Annotated in this window: 17 protein-coding genes; 8 read left to right on the forward strand and 9 right to left on the reverse strand. The window is 74.8% G+C overall.

Going from position 1 to position 19,378, the window contains the following annotated elements:
- Both ACYSMR_RS11205 and ACYSMR_RS11210 read right to left on the reverse strand, forming a co-directional pair.
- A complete protein-coding gene (locus tag ACYSMR_RS11205) occupies positions 1-519 on the reverse strand; it encodes an FHA domain-containing protein FhaB/FipA (RefSeq protein WP_461745287.1) in 519 nt (172 codons plus the stop codon).
- Positions 520-1,284, reverse strand: a complete 765-nt coding sequence (locus ACYSMR_RS11210; protein WP_251334655.1) for an FhaA domain-containing protein — start codon at positions 1,282-1,284, stop codon at positions 520-522.
- Between the two features lie 325 nt (positions 1,285-1,609).
- On the opposite strand from ACYSMR_RS11210, the gene ACYSMR_RS11215 reads away from it, so the two are divergent.
- Positions 1,610-3,115, forward strand: coding sequence for an MDR family MFS transporter (locus tag ACYSMR_RS11215; RefSeq protein ID WP_461748020.1), 1,506 nt, complete (start codon positions 1,610-1,612; stop codon positions 3,113-3,115).
- Between the two features lie 122 nt (positions 3,116-3,237).
- Positions 3,238-3,717 carry a ribonuclease E activity regulator RraA gene (rraA, locus tag ACYSMR_RS11220; RefSeq protein ID WP_251334653.1) on the forward strand — a complete coding sequence of 160 codons (480 nt, stop codon included), beginning with the start codon at positions 3,238-3,240 and terminating at the stop codon, positions 3,715-3,717.
- Between the two features lie 24 nt (positions 3,718-3,741).
- Here the strand turns inward: rraA and ACYSMR_RS11225 are convergent, their stop codons facing one another.
- Entirely contained in the window at positions 3,742-3,960 is a 219-nt protein-coding gene (locus ACYSMR_RS11225; protein WP_251334652.1) for a hypothetical protein, read from the reverse strand.
- Positions 3,961-4,352: 392 nt separating this feature from the next.
- On the opposite strand from ACYSMR_RS11225, the gene ACYSMR_RS11230 reads away from it, so the two are divergent.
- Entirely contained in the window at positions 4,353-6,089 is a 1,737-nt protein-coding gene (locus ACYSMR_RS11230; RefSeq protein ID WP_375142411.1) for a gamma-glutamyltransferase family protein, read from the forward strand.
- Positions 6,090-6,099: 10 nt separating this feature from the next.
- Here the strand turns inward: ACYSMR_RS11230 and ACYSMR_RS11235 are convergent, their stop codons facing one another.
- From ACYSMR_RS11235 to ACYSMR_RS11245, 3 genes are all read right to left on the reverse strand, one after another.
- The gene (locus ACYSMR_RS11235; protein ID WP_309126431.1) at positions 6,100-8,136 is read right to left on the reverse strand and encodes an NADPH-dependent 2,4-dienoyl-CoA reductase; all 2,037 of its coding nucleotides are present in this window, start codon (positions 8,134-8,136) and stop codon (positions 6,100-6,102) included.
- A gap of 94 nt (positions 8,137-8,230) precedes the next feature.
- Positions 8,231-8,779, reverse strand: a complete 549-nt coding sequence (locus ACYSMR_RS11240; protein ID WP_461745290.1) for a hypothetical protein — start codon at positions 8,777-8,779, stop codon at positions 8,231-8,233.
- Positions 8,780-8,849: 70 nt separating this feature from the next.
- Positions 8,850-9,086, reverse strand: a complete 237-nt coding sequence (locus ACYSMR_RS11245; protein ID WP_251334433.1) for a hypothetical protein — start codon at positions 9,084-9,086, stop codon at positions 8,850-8,852.
- 189 nt (positions 9,087-9,275) lie between these two features.
- On the opposite strand from ACYSMR_RS11245, the gene ACYSMR_RS11250 reads away from it, so the two are divergent.
- The 4 genes from ACYSMR_RS11250 (at position 9,276) to ACYSMR_RS11265 (ending at position 12,853) form a co-directional block, all read left to right on the forward strand.
- On the forward strand, positions 9,276-9,839 hold the full coding sequence (locus ACYSMR_RS11250; RefSeq protein WP_309125400.1) for a Dps family protein: 564 nt from the start codon (positions 9,276-9,278) through the stop codon (positions 9,837-9,839).
- 16 nt (positions 9,840-9,855) lie between these two features.
- Positions 9,856-10,707, forward strand: a complete 852-nt coding sequence (locus ACYSMR_RS11255; RefSeq protein WP_461745293.1) for an endonuclease/exonuclease/phosphatase family protein — start codon at positions 9,856-9,858, stop codon at positions 10,705-10,707.
- 218 nt (positions 10,708-10,925) lie between these two features.
- Positions 10,926-11,651 (forward strand): DUF1028 domain-containing protein, encoded by a 726-nt coding sequence (locus ACYSMR_RS11260; RefSeq protein WP_251334430.1) that lies wholly within the window; start codon positions 10,926-10,928, stop codon positions 11,649-11,651.
- Positions 11,652-11,683: 32 nt separating this feature from the next.
- Positions 11,684-12,853 (forward strand): CapA family protein, encoded by a 1,170-nt coding sequence (locus ACYSMR_RS11265; RefSeq protein WP_461745295.1) that lies wholly within the window; start codon positions 11,684-11,686, stop codon positions 12,851-12,853.
- Positions 12,854-12,856: 3 nt separating this feature from the next.
- On the opposite strand, the gene ACYSMR_RS11270 is transcribed toward ACYSMR_RS11265, so the two are convergent.
- The 3 genes from ACYSMR_RS11270 to serA form a co-directional block, all read right to left on the reverse strand.
- Positions 12,857-13,693: an endonuclease/exonuclease/phosphatase family protein gene (locus ACYSMR_RS11270; RefSeq protein WP_309125397.1), complete on the reverse strand. Its 837-nt coding sequence runs from the start codon at positions 13,691-13,693 to the stop codon at positions 12,857-12,859.
- Positions 13,686-16,658 (reverse strand): glycosyl hydrolase family 65 protein, encoded by a 2,973-nt coding sequence (locus tag ACYSMR_RS11275; RefSeq protein ID WP_251334426.1) that lies wholly within the window; start codon positions 16,656-16,658, stop codon positions 13,686-13,688. Before ACYSMR_RS11275 ends, ACYSMR_RS11270 begins: the two co-directional genes overlap by 8 nt.
- A gap of 65 nt (positions 16,659-16,723) precedes the next feature.
- Positions 16,724-17,932 carry a phosphoglycerate dehydrogenase gene (gene serA / locus ACYSMR_RS11280; RefSeq protein ID WP_309125396.1) on the reverse strand — a complete coding sequence of 403 codons (1,209 nt, stop codon included), beginning with the start codon at positions 17,930-17,932 and terminating at the stop codon, positions 16,724-16,726.
- 269 nt (positions 17,933-18,201) lie between these two features.
- On the opposite strand from serA, the gene ACYSMR_RS11285 reads away from it, so the two are divergent.
- Positions 18,202-19,374 (forward strand): M14 family zinc carboxypeptidase, encoded by a 1,173-nt coding sequence (locus ACYSMR_RS11285; protein ID WP_461745298.1) that lies wholly within the window; start codon positions 18,202-18,204, stop codon positions 19,372-19,374.
- Positions 19,375-19,378 lie beyond the last annotated feature (4 nt).

The raw sequence follows: 19,378 nt of genomic DNA on the forward strand, positions 1-19,378 counted from the left end.
TCAGGGCCTCAGTTCCAGGACGGTCTTGCCCACCCGGAACGGGGTCCCGGCGTCGAGGGGCACGGCCCGGGTGAGGCGCTGGTCGGCCACGTAGGTGCCGTTGGTGGAGCCGAGGTCCTCGAGGAACCAGCGGGAGCCCTGCGGGAACAGCCGCGCGTGGCGGCCCGAGGCGTAGTCGTCCCCGAGGGGCACGGTGGCCTCGGGGGAGCGGCCCATGAGCACGGGGGCGCTGCCGAGGGCGAAGCTGCGGCCGCGCAGCGGCCCGTCGAGCACGACCAGGGTCTGGGGGCGGGAGCGCTGGCCCGTGGGGGTGCCCCCGGCCGGGGGCACCGCCGCCGTCGCCGCCGGGGGCGCGGGCGGCGTGCGCTCGGCGCCGCGCCGGCGGGAGCGGGTGAGGGCGGCCGGCAGCTTCCCGCCGACCGCCAGGTCACGGCCCTGGCTGGCGACGATGCTGAAGATGAAGATCCACAGCAGGGCCAGGAAGCCGAAGCGGAGCAGCGTGACGGTCAGTTCGGACATTCAGCGGTGCCCCTTCGGGGTCAGGAGGCGGAACGTGATCCGGGTGCGCCCCATGGTGATCACGGACCCGTTGACCAGCTCGGTGCGGCCGATCACCCGCTCCCCGTCCACGTACGAGCCGTTGGTCGAGCCCAGGTCCACGGCCAGGAAGTGCTCGCCCTGGCGCCGGATCTCGAGGTGCTTGCGGGACACCCCGGTGTCCTCCACCGTGATGTCCGCCTCGGCGGAGCGGCCCAGCACGATCGAGTCCGCGTTGATGGAGAACCGCTCCCCGCCCACGTCGAGCACCGGGATCCAGTGCTGGGCGGGCGGGGGCGGCTCGGCCTCCTCGCGGCGGTGGCTGCGGGCGATGCGGTGCCCGCTCGGGGTGGACGGCGTGTTGGGGGACTCCGCGGTGCGCTGGGCGGAGGAGTGGATGCGGAACTCGCCCGCCTCCACCTCGGGGTTGCGGGTGAAGGAGACCTTCACGGCCCCCTGGAGGGTGTAGGCCTGGCTGCGGGCGTGCTTGATCACGACGTCGCACAGCTCCTCGGCGAGGGGCGTGCCCCAGTCCTGGGCGCGGGGGAAGTCCTCGTCGGAGAACTCCACCACGAACACGTTGGGGGCCATGGTGCGGCCCGCGGAGATGGTGAACGCCTCCTGGTCCAGCTCGCGCCGCAGGGCGCTGGCGATCTCGACCGCCTCCACCCGCTTGCGGGAGCCGGTGGCGAAGGCGGCGCGGACGGCCTTCTCGATGTTGTTCTCGAGGCTCTCGAGGAATCCCATGGCGCCTCCTTCCTGGCGTCGATCACGGTGCGCATGCCCCCGGTCTCGGGTCAGGCGTTCTCCAGGATAGTAGACGTGGCGCCTGTGAGCCCGATGGGCGGTCCGGGACGGGCGGGTCAGCTCCCCTTGCCAGGGGTTCCCGGGGGCGCGAGAATCCTGTGGTGCAGCATCCTGAGGAACGGCTCGTCCGCCCGGGGGCTCCGGCCCTGTCCTGCGCGGCGGCAGCCGCGACCGGCGGGCCCGAGGGCGCCACCGTGATCGGCGCGGACCGCTGAGCGGGACGGCGGTCGGCGGCGCCGGGGACCGCCGGCTGCGCCTGACGTTCCTGGGCCTGCTGATGGCCGTGCTGCTCGCGGCCCTCGACCAGACGATCGTGGCCACGGCCCTGCCCTCCATCGTGGGGGACCTCAACGGGCTGGAGCGGATCTCCTGGGCGATCACCGCCTACGTGCTCGCCGCCACCGTGGGGCTGCCGGTCTACGGCAAGCTCGGCGACCTCTACGGCCGCAAGCGGATCTTCCTCGTGGCCGTGGTGGTCTTCCTGGCCGGGTCGATGCTGGCCGGGGTCGCCCAGGACATGACCCAGCTCATCGTCTTCCGCGCCCTGCAGGGCCTCGGCGGCGGCGGTCTGCTGATCGGGGCGCAGGCGATCATCGCCGACCTCGTCCCCGCCCGGGAGCGCGGGAAGTACATGGGGATCATCGGGGCGGCCTTCGGCCTGGCCTCGGTGAGCGGGCCGCTGCTGGGCGGGTTCCTCACCGACCTCGTGAGCTGGCGCTGGGTGTTCTACATCAACCTGCCCCTGGGCCTGGTCACGCTCGTGTTCATCCCTCGCTACCTGCACCTGCCCCACGCCCCGCGCGGGCCCGTGCGCCTGGACGTCCTCGGGACCGTGCTGCTCGCGCTGGGCAGCACGGCGTTCGTGCTCCTGACCACGTGGGGCGGCACCGCGTACGGGTGGGCGAGCCCGCAGATCCTGGGCCTGGCCGCGGCGGCCGCGGTGCTGGCCGCGCTGTTCGTGCTCGTGGAGCGCCGGGCCGCGAAGCCGATCATCCCGCTGCACCTGTTCCGGGTGCGCAACTTCCTGGTCCCCACCGCGGCGGCCGTGGGGATGGGCGTGATCATGTTCGCCACCATCTCCTACCTGCCGACGTACCTGCAGATGGTGGACCGGGCCTCGGCCACCGGCTCCGGGCTCATGATGATCCCCGTGACCGTCGGCATGCTCGTGGGCACGATCGGGACCGGCCGGCGGATCGCGCGCACCGGGCGGTACCGGGCGTGGCCGGTGCTGGGCTCGGTGGTGATGGCCGGGGGCCTGGTGCTGCTGTCGCGGATCGACGAGACCACCCCCTACGCCCTCACGGCCACGGGCATGGTGGTCATCGGTCTCGGGATCGGCTGCCTGATGCAGAACCTCGTGCTGATCGTCCAGAACGCGGTGCCCTCCGCGGACGTGGGCGCGGCGACGTCGTCGTCGAACTACTTCCGCCAGATCGGGGCGTCCTTCGGGATCTCGGTGTTCGGCTCCTTGTTCGTCGCCCGGCTCGACGACGCCCTCGGCGCCGCCCTGCCGGCGGGCCCGGCGGCGCCCGCCCTCGACGTCGATGCCCTGAGCCCCCAGGTGCTCGCGTCCCTGCCCGCTCCGGTGCAGGACGCTGTAGGACAGGCCTTCGCGCAGGCCCTGCCCCCCGTCTTCCTGTGGGGGCTGCCCGTCGCGGCGGCGTGCCTGGTGCTGTCCCTGCTCATCGAGGAGATCCCGCTGGGCACGACCGTGGGCCCGTCCCCCGAGGACGCCCCCGGCCGGCCGGCGGAGCGCGCGGAGGGCTGACCCCGTCCACGGGCGTGGCTACTGTGGTGCCCGGGACCGCTACCGGAGGCCGTCCGCGCCCGCCCACGCCCGTCCACGCCCGTCCACGCCCGTCCACGCCCGTCCACGCCGAGGAGCAGCCCATGACCGATCCCCGCCCGTTCTCGACCGCCGACCTCTACGACGAGCGCGGGGAGCAGCTGATGTCCTGCCCCCGCCAGTTCCTCGACCTGGGCGGGGTGCGCGCGTTCACCGGCCCGGTGCGCACGATCCGCTGCTTCCAGGACAACGCCCTCGTCAAGGCCCTGCTGAACTCGCCCGGCGAGGGCGCGGTGCTGGTCGTCGACGGCCACGGCTCGATGGGCACGGCCCTGATGGGCGACATGATCGCGGAGGCCGCCGTGCGCAACGGCTGGGCGGGCGTGATCATCAACGGCCCGGTCCGGGACCGGGTCGCGCTCGCGCAGCTGCCGCTGGGGATCAAGGCGCTGGGGTCCAACCCGCGCAAGTCCGCGAAGGACGGCGTCGGGGAGCAGGACGTGCCGGTCGTCATCGAGGGGACCACGTTCGTCCCCGGCCGCACGGTCTGGGCCGACGAGGACGGGATCCTCGTCGAGAGCTGACGCGGCGCTCCCTGCGGCCCGGGGTCAGGGCCGGAGCGAGAGGCCCAGCGTCAGCAGCACCGACATGCCGGCGATCGCGGCTCCCGTGATGAACAGCACGATCCCGGCGGCCACCACGGCCATCGTGGAGGCGACCGTCCCGGCGGTGAGCCGGTCGGCCTCCATCAGGACCTCGCGCCGGGCCGTGGCCAGCACGACGGCCACGGCGAGGACCATCAGGACCAGGCCCAGGGCGACCATCATGGCCGTGCCCCCGGGAAGCGGGGGCCACCAGGGTGTGCACGCATCGTCTCCTCCTGCACCGTGCGCGGGATCCGGGGACACCAGTATCGGGCAGTCCGGCTCCAGGATCCGTCCGGACACGGGTTGTGACGCCGTCGTGCGGGGGCGCCCGGCGATGTTCGCGCCGGCGAGGTCGACGGCCCGGTGGCCGAGGGCTCGGACGGACACCGGCCGGCCCGCCCGGCAGGAGGAGGCGGCGGCAGGAGCGCGACGGCGCGGACGCGCTGCGGCGGTGCTCCCGGCCCCCGGGCGAGCCGGGGATAGCCTGGACCCCTGCCGGAGAGGACCGCACCGTGCCCTACACCCCGCCCAGCTCCTTCAGCACGCGCCCGGACCTGCAGGGCACGTTCGGGATGGCCGCCTCGACGCACTGGCTCGCCACGGCGGCCGCGCAGGCCGTCCTGGAGCGCGGCGGGAACGCCTTCGACGCCGCGGTGGCCGGAGGCTTCGTGCTGCACGTCGTGGAGCCCCACCTCAACGGGCCCGGCGGGGACCTCGTGGGCCTGTTCGCCACGGCCGCGGACCCGGGCCGGCCCGTCGTGCTCATGGGACAGGGGCCCGCCCCGGCCGGGGCGAGCGTGGAGCACTACCGCGCGGAGGGCCTCGAGCTCGTGCCCGGCGCCGGGGCGCTCGCGGCCGCCGTCCCGGGCGCGGTGGACGCCTGGTTCGTGCTCCTGCGCGACCACGGCACGTGGGAGCTCGCCGACGTGCTGGGGTTCGCGGCCGGCTACGCCCGCGACGGCCACCCCGTGCTCGGCCGGGTGGGGGCCACGATCGCGGCGGTCGCGCGGCTGTTCACCGAGCACTGGCCGTCCTCGGCCCGGCAGTGGATGCCGCAGGGCCGCCCCCCGGCCGCGGGCGAGGTGATCCGCAACCCGGCGTACGCCCGGGTGCTCGAGCGCCTCGTCGAGGCCGGCGCGGACCGGCCGGACCGCGCCTCCCGCATCGACGCCGCCCGCCGCGCCTGGCGGGAGGGCTTCGTGGCCCGGGCCGCCGTCGACTTCCTCGCCGTCCCGCACCGGCACTCCTCGGGCACCGACCATGCCGGGGTCATGACCGTGGAGGACCTCGCGGCCTTCGAGTCCGGGTACGAGCCCGCGACGACCCTCGGGTTCCGCGGCCGCACGATCGCCAAGAGCGGGCCGTGGGGCCAGGGCCCCGCGCTGCTCCAGGCGCTGGCGCTGCTCGACGGGCTCGACGACGAGCGGCTGGACCCCTCCACCGCCCTCGGCGCGCACACCCTGCTGGAGGCGCAGAAGCTCGCGCTCGCCGACCGCGAGGCCTGGTACGGCGACGGCGACGTGCCGCTCGCCCACCTGCTCTCGCCGGAGTACGCGGCGCAGCGGCGGGCGCTGATCACGGACACCGCCGCGCACGGGTTCCGTCCGGGCCGGGTCCCGGGCCGCGAGCCGTTCGTGCCGCCGCTGCGCACGGAATATCACCCGGGAGACTCCTCCGCGCTGTCCGCGGCGGGGGAGCCCACGGTCCGGCCCACGGGGGAGACCCGCGGGGACACCTGCCACATCGACGTGGTCGACCGGTGGGGCAACATGGTCGCCGTGACCCCCTCCGGCGGATGGCTGCAGTCCTCGCCCACGATCCCGGAGCTGGGGTTCTGCCTCGGCTCCCGGCTGCAGATGACGTGGCTCGAGGAGGGCCCCTCGCAGCTGCGGCCCGGCCGGCGCCCGCGCACCACGCTGACCCCCACGCTCGTGCTCCGGGACGGGCACGCGGTGGCGGCGCTCGGCTCGCCCGGCGGGGACCAGCAGGACCAGTGGCAGCTGCCGTGGCTGCTGCGCACGATCGTCGGCGGCTACACGCCCCAGCAGGCCGTCGACGCGCCGACCCTGCACACCACCTCCGTGCCCGGCTCCTTCTGGCCGCGCACGTGGGAGCCCGGCGGCGCGGTGGTCGAGGACCGGCTCGGCCCGGCCGTGCTCGCCGGCCTGGCGCGGCGCGGGCACCGGGTCGTGCGGGCGGGGGACTGGTCGCTCGGGCGGCTCTCGGTGGTGACCCGCGACCCGGCCACCGGGGTGGTCGGGGCCGCGGCGAACCCGCGCGGCGCCCAGGGCTACGCCGCCGGGCGCTGAGCCCGGGACGTCAGCCGAGGGCGGCGACGAGCTCGGTGGCCTGCCGGATCGCCCGCTTGGCGTCGAGCTCGGCGGCCACGTCCGCCCCGCCGACGAGGTGCACCGGCACGGCCTCGGCGTCGTGGCCGGCCGCCAGCAGGGCGTCGTGCAGCCGCCGCGCCGGCTCCTGGCCGGTGCACAGCACCACGGTGTCCACGGCCAGCACCTGCTCCACCGGCCCGCCGGGGCCGGGCACCACCAGGTGCAGCCCCGCGTCGTCGATCCTCCGGTAGCCCACCCCGCCCAGCATCCGCACGCCCGCGGCCTTCAACGACGCCCGGTGGATCCAGCCGGTGGTCCGGCCCAGGCGCTCGCCCGGCCTGCCCGGGGAGCGCTGCAGCAGCGTCACCTCCCGCGCGGGGCGCGGCGGCCGCGGCGGGACGAGGCCGCCGCGGGTGGAGAGCGTGGTGTCCACCCCCCAGCTGCGGTAGAAGTCGTGCCCGGAGGGGGCGGGGTCGTGGACGAGGAACTGCGCGACGTCGAAGCCGATGCCGCCGGCTCCGAGGACCGCGACGCGCCGCCCGACGGGGGCGCCCTCCAGGACGTCGCGGTAGCCCGCGACCGACGGGTGGTCCACGCCCTCGATCGCCGGCACGCGCGGCTCCACGCCGGTGGCCAGCACGATCCGCTCGAAGCCGGCGAGGTGCCCGGGCCCCGCGGCCGTCCCCGTCCGCACGTCCACGCCCAGCTCGGCGAGGCGCACGGCGTAGTAGCGCAGGGTCTCGGCGTACTCCTCCTTGCCGGGGACGCGCAGCGCGAGCAGGAACTGGCCGCCGATCCGGTCGCCGGCCTCGAAGAGGGTGACGGCGTGCCCGGCCTCCGCGGCGTTGACCGCGAACGCCAGGCCCGCGGGGCCCGCCCCCACGACGGCGATCCGCTCGGCCCGGCGGGTGGGCCCGAGCCGCAGCAGCGTCTCGTGGCCGGCGCGGGGGTTGACCAGGCAGGAGGCCGTGCGGCCCGCGAAGGTGTGGTCGAGGCACGCCTGGTTGCAGGCGATGCACGTGTTGATGGCGTCGGCCCGGCCCGCGGCCGCCTTCGCGACGAAGTCGGGGTCGGCCAGGAGGGGCCGGGCGAGGGAGACCATGTCGGCGTCGCCGTCGGCCAGGATGCGCTCCGCGGTCGCGGGGGTGTTGATCCGGTTGACGGCGACCAGCGGGATGCCGACCTCGCCCTTGAGCCGGCGGGTCACCCACGCGAAGCCGCCGCGCGGCACGACCGTGGCGATGGTGGGGACGCGGGCCTCGTGCCAGCCGATCCCGGTGTTGAGCAGCGTGGCTCCGGCGGCCTCGACCGCCCGGGCGAGCTCGACCACCTCCTCGAGCGTGGACCCGCCCGGGACGAGGTCGAGCATGGACAGCCGGTAGATCAGGACGAAGTCGGGGCCCGTGCGCTCCCGGACCCGCCGGACGATCTCGACGGGCAGGCGCATCCGGTGGTGCCAGGACCCGCCCCACTCGTCGGTGCGGTGGTTGGTCCCGGCGGCGACGAACTCGTTGATGAGGTAGCCCTCGGAGCCCATGACCTCCACCCCGTCGTAGCCGGCCTCCCGGGCCAGGACGGCCGTGCGGGCGAAGTCCTCGATGGTCCGCTCGATCTCCTCGTCGGTGAGCTCGTGCGGGACGACCGGGCTGATGGGGGCGCGCAGCGCGCTCGGCGCGACGGCGGCCGTGCTCTGGGCGTAGCGGCCGGAGTGCAGGATCTGCAGGGCGATCCTGCCGCCCTCCGCGTGCACGGCGCCGGTGACCGTGCGGTGCCCGGCCACCTCCTCGGGGGTGGCCAGGAGGGCGGCCCCGGGACGGGTGGCGCCCTCGGGGCTGGGGCCGATCCCGCCCGTGACGATGAGCCCGACGCCGCCGCGCACCCGCTCGGCGTAGAACGCGGCCAGGCGCTCGAAGCCGCCGGGCTGCTCCTCCAGGCCGGTGTGCATGGATCCCATGAGCACGCGGTTGGGCAGGGTGGTGAAGCCCAGGTCCAGCGGGGCCGTCAGGTGGGGGTAGGGCGCGGTCATCCGATACTCCTCGTCTCAGGTACCGGGGTCACCGTAGGCGAGCCGTGACGTGCGCCACAAGCGGGGTGTGCGTCCGGGCGGTGGAGGGCGCGGCTCAGAGCTCGCGCAGCCGGCCCTTCCAGAAGGCGCGCCACGGCTCGACGTCCTCCGCCGCGGCCAGTCCGGCGTGCGCGACGGCCACCCCGGAGCGGCCCGGGCCCCTGGTCCCGACGTTCACGGAGACCCGGGTGCCGTCGGCCAGGCGCACGCGCCAGTAGCGCCACTTCTCGGTGGCGCTCGTGCTGGGCTCGTCCGCGAAGGCCACCCCGGCGGCGTCCGAGCGCCCGGCCATGACGGCGCTCCAGCGGGCGAGGGCCTCGTCGAGGCTGCCGTCCACGGTGCGGCCGGCGCTGACGTTGAAGCGCCCGTCCCCGGTCTGGCCGGGGCGCCGGGCGCCGACGTGCTGCTCGTAGGCCACGGTGACGGCCTGGGCCCACCACTCGTGGTTGGCGACGACGCCCGCGAGCTGCCCGGCCACGTGCCGGGCGATCTCGGCGTGCCCCATCCGCCGGGCGCCCAGCTCCTCGAGCCGCGCCGTCCATGTCTCCCAGGGGATGCCGGTGGCCGCGGCGATCCCGCCGGTGCTGGTGCCTCGGGTGCTCATGGGGCACAGCGTAGCGGCGGCACCCGACAGGGCGCCGCCGCTGAGGGGCGGGGGGCGGGAACTTCCGCGCTCAGTCCGAGGTCGGGGGCTGGTAGGCGCCCGCGGCCGGGTCCTGGTCGTCGCCCGTGACCTCGTGGGCGGGCTCCCCGGCGTCGCTCACGCCGGGGATGCGCTGGCCGGCGTTGGTCAGGCCGCTGGGCTCCGGGGCGGTCTCGAGATCCCGCGCGGGGGTGTCGGGCACGCCGACGTCGTCGGCCAGGTGGGGGTCGTCGGGGATCCGGTCGCCGGAGGCGGGTGTCGTGTTCATGGGTCCAGACAACCAGCGCTCCGGGGTGGTGACAAGGCCTTCGATATCGCGGACAGCGAATGACAGGGTGCTGACAGTCCGGGGGCGGCGTGCCATAGTGGGGGGCGGACGGCTCGCTGTCGCGAGCAACTCACAGGTGTCGATCGAGGCCTGCCGGACGCCGGCGGGCCGGAAGAAGGAGACGAACCCATGGCCGCCCAGAACCCGCGCTCTGCCCCCTACACCGTGCCCGGCCTCTCCACCGAGGACGGCCACGAGGTCGCGCAGACCCTCCAGCAGCGCCTGCACGCCCTCAACGACCTGCAGCTGACCCTCAAGCACGCCCACTGGAACGTGGTGGGCCCCAACTTCATCTCCGTCCACGAGATGCTGGACCCGCAGATCGAGCTCGTCCGCGGCTTCGTCGACGAGCTCGCCGAGCGCATGGCGACCATGGGCGTGGGCCCCAGCGGCCTGCCCGGGGACCTCGTGCAGGCCCGCACCTGGGACGACTACTCCGTCAACCGGGCCACCGGCGTGGAGCACCTCGCCGCCCTGGACGTCGTGTACAACGGCGTGATCGAGGACCACCGCGGGGCCATCGAGAAGGTCGGCGAGCTCGACCCGATCACCGAGGACATCCTCATCGGCCAGGTCAAGGAGCTCGAGCTGTTCCAGTGGTTCATGCGCGCCCACCTCGAGAACAGCGGCGGCGTCCTCCAGCACGGCGGGGAGAGCACCGAGCGGGGCGCCGCGGAGTCCGCGGCCCAGTAGTGCACCGCCCCCGACCGTGAGCGCCACCGCCCGCCCCGGCCCCGCCGACCGACCCGGTCCGCGGGGCCGCGGCGCGTTCACGGCCATGACCTTCAACGTCCGGCGCCCGCTGCCCCGGTACCGCCGGGGCGCCCCCGACGCCTGGTTCACCCGCCTGCCCGCCGTCCAGGCGGTGCTCCGCGCGCACCGTCCCGGTCTCGCCGCCCTGCAGGAGGTCGTCCCGGAGCAGCTGCACCCGCTGCGGGAGGCCTTCGGCCCGGGCCACGCGTTGCTGGGCCGCGGCCGCGACGCGGCCCAGCGGGGCGAGCGGTGCCTGCTGGCCGTGGACACCGGCCGCTTCGAGATCCTCGACTGGCACCAGCAGTGGCTCTCGCCCACCCCCGACGTGCCCGGCTCCAAGTGGCCCGGCCAGCCGTGTCCCCGCACCGCCGTCCGGGCGGACCTCCTGGACCGGCGGACCCGGGTGCGGTGGCGGGTCCTGGCGACCCACCTGGACCCCTGGTCGGAGCGCTCGCGGCTGCGGGCGCTGGCCGCCCTCCAGCCGGCCCAGCTCGGGTGGGACGGGCCGCTGCTGCTGCTGGGGGACATGAACGCCCCCGCCGGCCGCTCCCGCACCTGGGACGCGGCGCTGGCCGGGGGCCTGCGCGACGTCCTGCCCGCGGACGCCCCCGGGACCTTCCACCGCTACCGCGAGCCGGGGCCCCGCACCCCGCGCCTGGACTGGATCCTGCACCGGGGCCCGGTGCAGGTGCTCGGCGCCCGCGTGGTGGCCGAGCGTCCCCGCGGCACCTGGGCCTCCGACCACTTCCCCGTCGTGGCCCAGCTCGAGGCCGGGCCGGAGGCCGAGCCCGGCAGCCCGGCCCGGTAGCGGTCCCGGTCGCCCGGGCGCAGCCCCGGGCTCCGCGTGCCATCCGCCGCCTCCCGGTGATAGGAAGGAGCCGTTCGGCCCGGACCCGGCGCGGCGCTCCCCGGCGGGCGGCGTGGCCGACCGGGCCCAGCGAGAAGAGCGGAGCAGGGTTCCCGCCGGCCCGCCGAGAACCCGCCCAGGACGAGCCGACGCCGCCGCCGTGGCCCAGGAGGTACCCGTTGACCTACACCGTGATCGCCCGCACCGCCGACTCCCGGCTGCTGGGAGCCGCCACGGCGAGCTACTCCCTGGCGGTGGGCAACGCCGTGCCGGCGCTCGTGCCCACCGCCGGGGTCGTGGCCTCGCAGGCGTGGACGAACCGGCGGCTGCGCTACGAGATGCTCCGCTCCCTGCACCACGGGCGCACCGCCGAGGAGGCCGTGCGGGCGCTGCCTGCCGTGGACCCGGACCTGCCCATGCGGCAGGTCGCGGCCCTGCCCGTGCACGGCCCCGGGGCGCAGTACACCGGTGACCGGTGCGAGTCCTGGGCCGGCGGGGCGGTGGGCCAGGACTTCGTGGTCGTCGGCAACCTCCTGGCCGGGCCCGAGGTGATCGACGACATGCGCGACGCCGCCGAACAGGGCCTGGCCGTTCCCGGGCTGACCAGCCTGGAGATGGCCGACGTGCTGATCCAGGTCCTGCAGGCCGGCCTCGACGCGGGCGGGGACCGGCGCGGCCAGCAGAGCGCCGCCGTCCTCGTGGCCGACACCCTCGCGGGCTTCCAGTACCCCGTGCTGCTCGACGTCGACCTGCGCGCCGACAACTCGCCCACGCCCCTGGACGACGTGCAGCGGATGCTCGAGCTCAAGGCCCGCGCCCACCCGGCGCCCGCGGAGGTCATCCCCAGCGACTACGTCCCGCCCCGCCCGGAGGACCGCGAGGCCTGGACCACCGTCCTCTCCTGATCCCCGCGGGTGCCGTGGCCTACCCTCGTCCCATGACCTCGCGCCCGCCCCGTTCCCGCCGCGCCCTCGTGGCGGTCCCGCTGCTCGGCGTGCTCCCCATGCTCGGCGGCTGCGGCACGGCCGGGCCCGCCCCGGGTGGCGGGAGCACGGCGCCGCCGTCGGCTGCGAGCGCTCCGGCGGGTCCGGACGAGGTGGAGGTCGTGGTCACCGGGGACGTCCTGCTGCACCCGGGCCTGTGGGCGCAGGCCGAGGCCGACGGCGCCGGGCGCCTGGACTTCGGCCCCCTCGTGGCCGGACTGCGCCCGTTCACGCAGGACGCCGACCTCGCGATCTGCGACATGGAGACGCCGCTGGCCGAGCCCGGCGGCCCGTTCACCGGCTACCCCGCGTTCAGCGTGCCGCCGCAGATCGTGCCCGCGCTCGCGGGGATCGGCTACGACGCCTGCACGACCGCCACGAACCACTCCCTCGACGCCGGCACCGCGGGGCTGGAGCGCACCCTGGAGACCCTCGACGACGGCGGGATCGCGCACACCGGCTCCTACCGCACGGCCGCCGACGCCGCCCGCCCCCTGGTCCTCGACGCGAACGGGGTGGGGGTCGGGGTGGTCACCGGCACGTACGGGCTCAACGGCAACGTCCCGGACGCCGCCTGGCGGGTGGACCTGCTGGACGTGCCGGCGATGGTGCGCCGGGCGCGCGCGGCCCGGGAGCAGGGGGCGGAGATCGTGCTGGCCGCGGTGCACGCCGGGGACGAGTACGCCTCCGTGCCCAGCGCCCGGCAGCTCGAGGTCGGCCACGCGCTGGCCGACAGCGGGCAGTTCGACCTCGTCTACGGCCACCACACGCATTCGGTGCTGCCGATCGAGAAGCACGGGGACACCTGGATCGTGCACGGCCTGGGCAACAGCCTCTCCGAGCACGCCACCCGGGTGCCGGTCAACAACGAGGGCCTGACCGTCAGCGCCACCTTCACCCGCGAGGGCGGCCGCTGGACGGCGGAGGCCCCCGTGTGGATCCCGCACGTCCTCACCGTCGACCCGGTCCGGTGGTGCGCCCTGCCCGCGGACGCCGGATGCCGGTCGCCGGAGGAGGACGCGGCGTCCCTGGCCCGCACGGCGGCGACCGTCGACGCGATGGGGGCCGCCGCCGCCGGGGCCCGTCCGTGGCGGCCCCTCCCGGCGGGCCCGTCCGGGGGCTAGGCCTCAGCCGAGGGCGACCAGGGCCTGCACGGGGGCGTGGTCGCTGGGCCAGCGCCCGTCGAAGCACGCCGGGTTGATCCCGGCCCGGAGCACCCGGACCCCCGGGCCGGCCAGCACCCAGTCGATGCGCCTCCCGTCCAGGACGGGGGGCGCATAGTCCGGGAACGTGCCCCACGGCGGGGTGAGCCGGCGCTCGGCCGTCTCCCAGGTGTCCGCCAGGACCCCGGAGCCCACGAGCGTCGCGTAGGCCCCGGAGCCCCCGGCGTCGGCGTTGAAGTCCCCCGTGACCACGGTGGGGGTGCGCGGTCGGAAGCTGCGCACCAGCTCGACGACGGCGGTGGCGCTGCGGTCCCGGGCGAGCTCGGAGTCGTGGTCGAAGTGGGTGTTGACGAGCACCAGCTCGGCCCCGGCGGAGCGGTCGCGGAACCGGCCCCACGTGACGATCCGGGGCACGTCGTTGCCCCACGTGACCGAGCCGATGAGCTCGGGGGTGCCGGAGAGCCAGAACTGGTTCCACTCCAGCAGCTCCAGGCGCCGGGCGTCGTAGACGATCGGGGAGTGCTCGCCCGTGCTGCCGCCGGTGCGGCCGTAGCCCACCATGGCGTACCCGGCCGGCAGCGCCCGCAGCAGGACCGGCAGCTGGTGGTGCAGGGCCTCCTGGACGCCGAGCAGGGTGGGCTGCTCGAGACGCAGCAGCCGGCCCAGGAGGGGCGCGCGGGCCGGCCAGTGGTCGGGGTGCCCGGGCCCGGCGGTGCCGTGGTCGAAGCGGATGTTGTAGCTCATCACGTGCAGGGCCGCACCGGCCGCGGGCCCGATGAGGGGCGTCGTGGGCTCAGGCATCCGCGTCCTCCAGGGGGAAGACGCGCAGCTGGCCGGCGGCGAGCTCGTGGACCTCGCCGTTGACCCACACCCGCAGGGGCCGGGCGGGGCCGGGACCGAGGTACAGGCGCAGCGCGGCCGGGGTGAGCTCGATCTGGACGGGCTGGTCCCGGTAGTGGATCGAGAAGGTCACCTCGGGCACCTCCGGGGGGATGGCCGGGTGGAACCAGAGCATGTCCTCGCGGATCTCCAGGCCCGTGTAGCAGCGGGTCAGGATGTCCACGGACCCGGCCATCGCCGCGAGGTGGATCCCCTCGCGGGTGGTGTCCCCCTGGGCGTCGACGAGGTCGCTGCTGAGGGCGCGGGTGAGGAACGACCAGGAGCCGCGGCGGTCGAGGCGGGCCTCGACCCAGGAGTGCACCACGTTCGACAGCGTGGAGCCGTGGGCCGACCGGGTGCGGTAGAACGCCACGGTGCTGCGCACGGCGTCGTCGGGGAACACGTAGCCCAGCTGCCCGAGCAGCTCGCGCAGCTCCCCGTCGGAGAACAGGTACAGGAGCATCAGGACGTCGGCCTGCTTGGAGAGCCGGTAGTCGTTGGTGGAGTGCCCCTCGGCGTTGAGGATCAGGTCCAGCCGGCCGATGTTGCCGTACCGGGCGCGGTAGTCCTCCCAGGAGAACTCCGGGAGCTGGTCGTAGCCCTCGAACTGTGCGATGACGCCGTCGGCGAGGAAGGGCACGCGCAGCCGGGTGCGGATCCGCTTCCAGGCCAGCAGCTCGTCCTCGCGCAGGTCCAGGCGCTGCCAGAGGGGCCCGCCGTAGTCCTTCCCGAGGCGGTCGACCGTCTCCAGGGCGCGGGTGAGCAGCCACGCGGTCATGATGTTGGTGTAGGCGTTGTTGCGCAGCCCGCTGCCGGGCGCGCCGGGGTAGCCGTCGTGGAACTCGTCCGGGCCCATGACCCCGACGATGTCGTAGCGGTCGTCCTCGGGGTCGTGGACGGCGAGGTCGGCGAAGAAGCGGGCGATCTCCACCATGAGCTCCGCCCCCTGCTCCACGAGGAAGCGGGTGTCCTCCGTGGCCTGGTAGTACTGCCACACGGCGTGCGCGACCGCCAGGCCCACGTGGTGCTGCAGCCGGGAGTTGTCCGGCATCCACCGCCCCGTGCGGGGATTGAACAGGACCGAGGGCGTCTCCTCGCGGCCGTCGCTGCCGCTCTGCCACGGGAACATGGCACCCGGCCGGCCCACTGCCCGCGCGGCGGCCCGGGCCTGCCCGAGGCGCCGGTACCGGTAGGCGAGCAGGGACCGCGTCCACTCCGGCCGGCGCAGGGTGAGCATGGGGTAGACGAACATCTCGTCCCAGAAGATGTGCCCGCGGTAGCCCTCGCCGTGCAGTCCCCGGGCGGGCACGCCCGCGTCCAGGTCCGGTCCCGCGGCGGCCACCGACTGCAGGACGTGGAAGGTGTTGAGGTTCACGGCGAGGCCCTCGGGCCCTCCCGTGCTCGTCGCGACGGTGAACGCGGCCCACAGCGCCTGCCACGCCGCCACGTGCTCGGCGAGCAGCTCCTCGAAGGTCCCGGCGCGGGCGAGGACGCCGGCCGCGGCGAGCCCGGGGGTGGAGATCGCCCGGTCCCGGGAGGTGGCGAGGGCGACGACCTTCTCCACCCGCACGGGCGCGCCCGCCTCCATGCTGATGCGCAGCTCGTGGCCGGTCACGCCGGGGGCCGGCACGACCGGGGTCATCGTGCCGGACCGGTGGGTGAGGTCGTCGTCCAGCACCCGGGTGCGCATCGCCACCGCGACGTGGACCTGCGACTGGCTCGTGACGGTGTCCACCAGCACCGTCCCGGGGCCGAGCTCCTCCACGGTGGGGGCGCCCAGGTGCCGGTCGGCGAGCGCCGCGTACTCCCGGACGTTGCGGTTGGCGACGTCCGTGTCGACCAGGCTGCGGACGGTGAGCGTCCCGGACCAGTCCTCGGCCACGAAGACCGTCTCCTGGCCCGCCAGGTGGCGCTGCTCCTGCGAGACGAACCGGCGGGTGCTCACCCGGGTGGTGCGCCCGGTGTCGTCCCGGAAGCGGAAGGTGCGGGTCAGCACGCCGGTGCGCACGTCGAGGTCCTGGCGGTAGTCCAGGGTGTTCTCGCGGGTGGGCCGGAACCAGTAGCCGTCGCCCACGCGGTACTGCAGCAGCGTCCAGTTCGGGGCGTTGACCATGTGCTCGTCCTCGACGGTGAACCCGTCGACGTCGGTGCGCAGCCGGTTGTAGACCCCCGCCAGGTAGGTCCCGGGGTAGTGCGTCTGATCGGCCCGGGACTCGCACGCCGCGCCCCGGGTCGCCATGTACCCGTTGCCGAGGGTGCACAGGGACTCGCGCAGGCCCTCGTGCCGCGGCTCGAACGACGTGTGCACGAGGTTCCACGGGCTGTCCCCGCCCGACCCGCCGGCCCACGCCGCGGTGCCGGAGACGGAGGCGAGGGGCAGGTCGAGGGCCGTGAGGTCGTCGACGACGAAGTGGGCGCCCGCGGCGAGCAGCGGCCCGCGGCGGTCGGCGTCGCCGAGACCGACGACCAGCCCGAAGCCGTCGTCCACCGCGGTGCGCACCAGGCGGTGGCTGTCGCTCACGACCACGGCGTGCTCGGGCTCCACGTCCAGCTCCCGGGCCGCGAGCACCAGGGACGCCGAGGGCGGGTGCCGGTGGGGGCGGCCGGTGGAGGCCTCGTCCGGCCCGTCCTCGGGCGGGTCGGCGGCGACGACGACGTCGGCGACGAACTCGGCGGGCAGGTCCGTGCGCGAGGTGACGACGGCCGTGAGGATGCCGTCGGCGCGCAGCCGCTCGAAGAGGGCCGTGACGTCGGCGCGGGGGCGGCGCCGGCCGTCCGCGTCCGCAAGGAGGGAGTGCTTGTCCTCGACCGTGGGATCGAGCGCCAGGACGACCGCCCCGTAGGTGCTCTCCCCGTGGGCCACCGGCTGCTCCAGGACGCCGCTCATGCGCTCATTGTGCCACCAGCCCCCGCCGGCTGGCCGACGGGGGCTGGTGGCGACGGGCGCGCCGGTCAGTTGATGGTGCTGAGCCGGATCGTCTCGGGCAGCTCCAGGATCTCCCGGATGACCTCCTGGATGATGTCCGGGCTGCCGCTGTTGGCGGCGTCGGTGACGAGGTAGCCGGTGTCCCCACGGGTGGACAGCTGCTGGCGGTCGATGTTGATGCCGTGGTCGCCGAGGACGCTGTTGACGGTGGCGAGCACGCCGGGCACGTTGCGGTGCAGGTGCAGCAGGCGGGTGCCGTTGACGGCGCTGTCGAGCTGGACCTGCGGCATGTTCACCGACAGGGTCGTGGAGCCGGAGGACACGAAGGAGGCGAGCTTGCCGGCCACGAACCGGCCGATGTCCACCTGGGCCTCCTCGGTGGAGCCGCCGATGTGCGGGGTGAGGATGACGTTGGGCAGCCCCTGCAGCACCGAGCTGAACGGGTCCCCGGTGGACTTCGGCTCGTTGGGGAACACGTCCACGGACGCCCCCGCGATGTGCCCGCTGACGAGGGCTTCGCGCAGGGCGTTGTAGTCCACGACCATGCCGCGGCACAGGTTGAGGAATAGGGACCGGGGGCGCATCCGCTCGAACTGCTCCCGGCCGAACATGTTGTCGTTGCCGGTGCGGCCGTCCACGTGCAGGGAGACGGTCTCGACCTTCTCCAGCAGCTCGTCGAGGGTCTCGCAGCGCTGGGCGTTGCCGAGCGGCAGGCGGTCCACGATGTCGTAGTAGTAGACGCGCATGCCCAGCGTCTCGGCGAGCACCGACAGCTGCGAGCCGATGTTGCCGTAGCCCACGATGCCGAGGGTGCGGCCGCGGACCTCGTGGGCGCCCTTGGCGGACTTGTCCCACACGCCCTCGTGCATGGCCTTGTTCTTGTCCGTCAGGTGCCGGGCCATGGAGATGATCTCGGCGACCGCGAGCTCGACCACGCTGCGGGTGTTGGAGTAGGGGGCGTTGAAGCACGTGACGGCGTGCTCGGTGGCGGCCGCCAGGTCGATCTGGTTCGTGCCGATGCAGAAGGCGCCCACGGACAGCAGGTTCGGGTGGGCCTCGAAGACCTCACGCGTCACCTGCGTCTTGGACCGGATGCCCAGCAGTTCGACCCCGTCGAGGGCCTCGACGAGCTCCCCGGTGTCCAGGGCCCCCTTGCGCGTCTCGACCTCGATCCCCTTCTCGGTCAGGATGCGTTCGGCCTCGGGATGGATGTTCTCCAGCAGCAGTGCTTTCACAGTCCCCCAGTCTATGGCTCCGACGCGCCGGACGACGAAGCCGCCCGCCGCTTCCCTGCCCGGGCGGGTCACCTCACGACGTGCCGTGGCGGCGGGAGCGCTCACGCCCCGGCGGGGTGCCGCCGGACAGGACTTCCGGGACGTGCCCCCGGGAGCGTGACGCGCATGCGCGTCTGTGACCAGCATCACGAGCACCCCCGCTCCGGCGCGGGGCCCGCACCGGCGGGCCCCGCGCCGCAGCCCCGTTCCTCCCCCCGAAGGACCAGTCCGTGACCCCTCAGCACCTCGCACCCGCTCCGTCCCGCTCCTCACGCCGGCTTGCGGCGGCAGCGGCGCTCGCCGTCGCCCTTCCCCTCGGCGCCGCGGCTCCCGCCGCCGCCGACGCCAACTTCCCCTCCGCCGAGGGAAGGACCAGCATCTCCAGCATCCTCACCTACGACGACGTGGTGCAGGAGCTGCAGCAGCTCGAACGGACCGGCTGCTACGGCGTGGACGCCTTCACCCTGGCCGAGGCCGGCATGACGGTGAGCACGTCCGAGCAGGGCCGTGACCTGTGGGTCGCGACGGTCGGCAGCGGCGAGGAGCACGTGTGGCTCCAGGGCCGGATCCACGGCAACGAGCCCTACGGCACCGACGCGCTGCTGGCCCTGCTCAGGGACCTGGGCACCAACGGGTCCCCCGAGTACGAGCTGCTGCGCGAGAAGTTCACCTTCCACGTCATCCCGATGTACAACCCGGACGGCGCCGAGGCGAACATCCGTCACACCGTGCTGTGGGACCAGGTGGCGGATGCCCCGCAGGACGGGACGCCGCAGCGCGTCGACCTCAACCGTGACTGGGCGCCCACCGGCTTCGCAGCCGACGAGTCGCTGGCCTTCTACGAGTACTGGACGACGGTGGACCCGGCCTGGGGCATCGACATCCACCACCAGGGCCTGAAGCAGCAGGCGGGCACGGGCGACGACGTCACCCTGTCCCTCGGCATCTCGCTCGCCCCCGGGGGACCCACGCTGCCGGGGATCCGGGGCGGCGCCTACGACGTGCTCACCCGGCAGATGCACGTGCACGTGTACGACGAGCTCGCGAAGTACGGATCCATCACCATGGACCGGTACCAGGTGGGCGGCAGCTACGAGATCGACATCAAGGGCGGCGTGGTCTCGGCCATGATGACGGGCCTGGACCACGGCGGGATGAACCCCGAGGGCCACTCGAACCCCGTGGTCTTCTTCGAGACCTGCGGCAACACCTCGGACGGCAGCCTGGGCCAGAGGGCCCGCGGCAGGAGCATCCGGCAGAACGTGCTGGCCGTGAAGGAGCTGCTGCTCGGCGTGGCCACCGGTGAGGTCCAGGAGGAGGACCCGGAGCGCTGGGAGGAGATCCCGCACCAGCCGGTCACCGGCTACAGCACGGACTACGCCGGCACGATCCCGGTGGGCTGAGCCC

The sequence above is a fragment of the Kocuria sp. U4B genome (assembly GCF_054875615.1).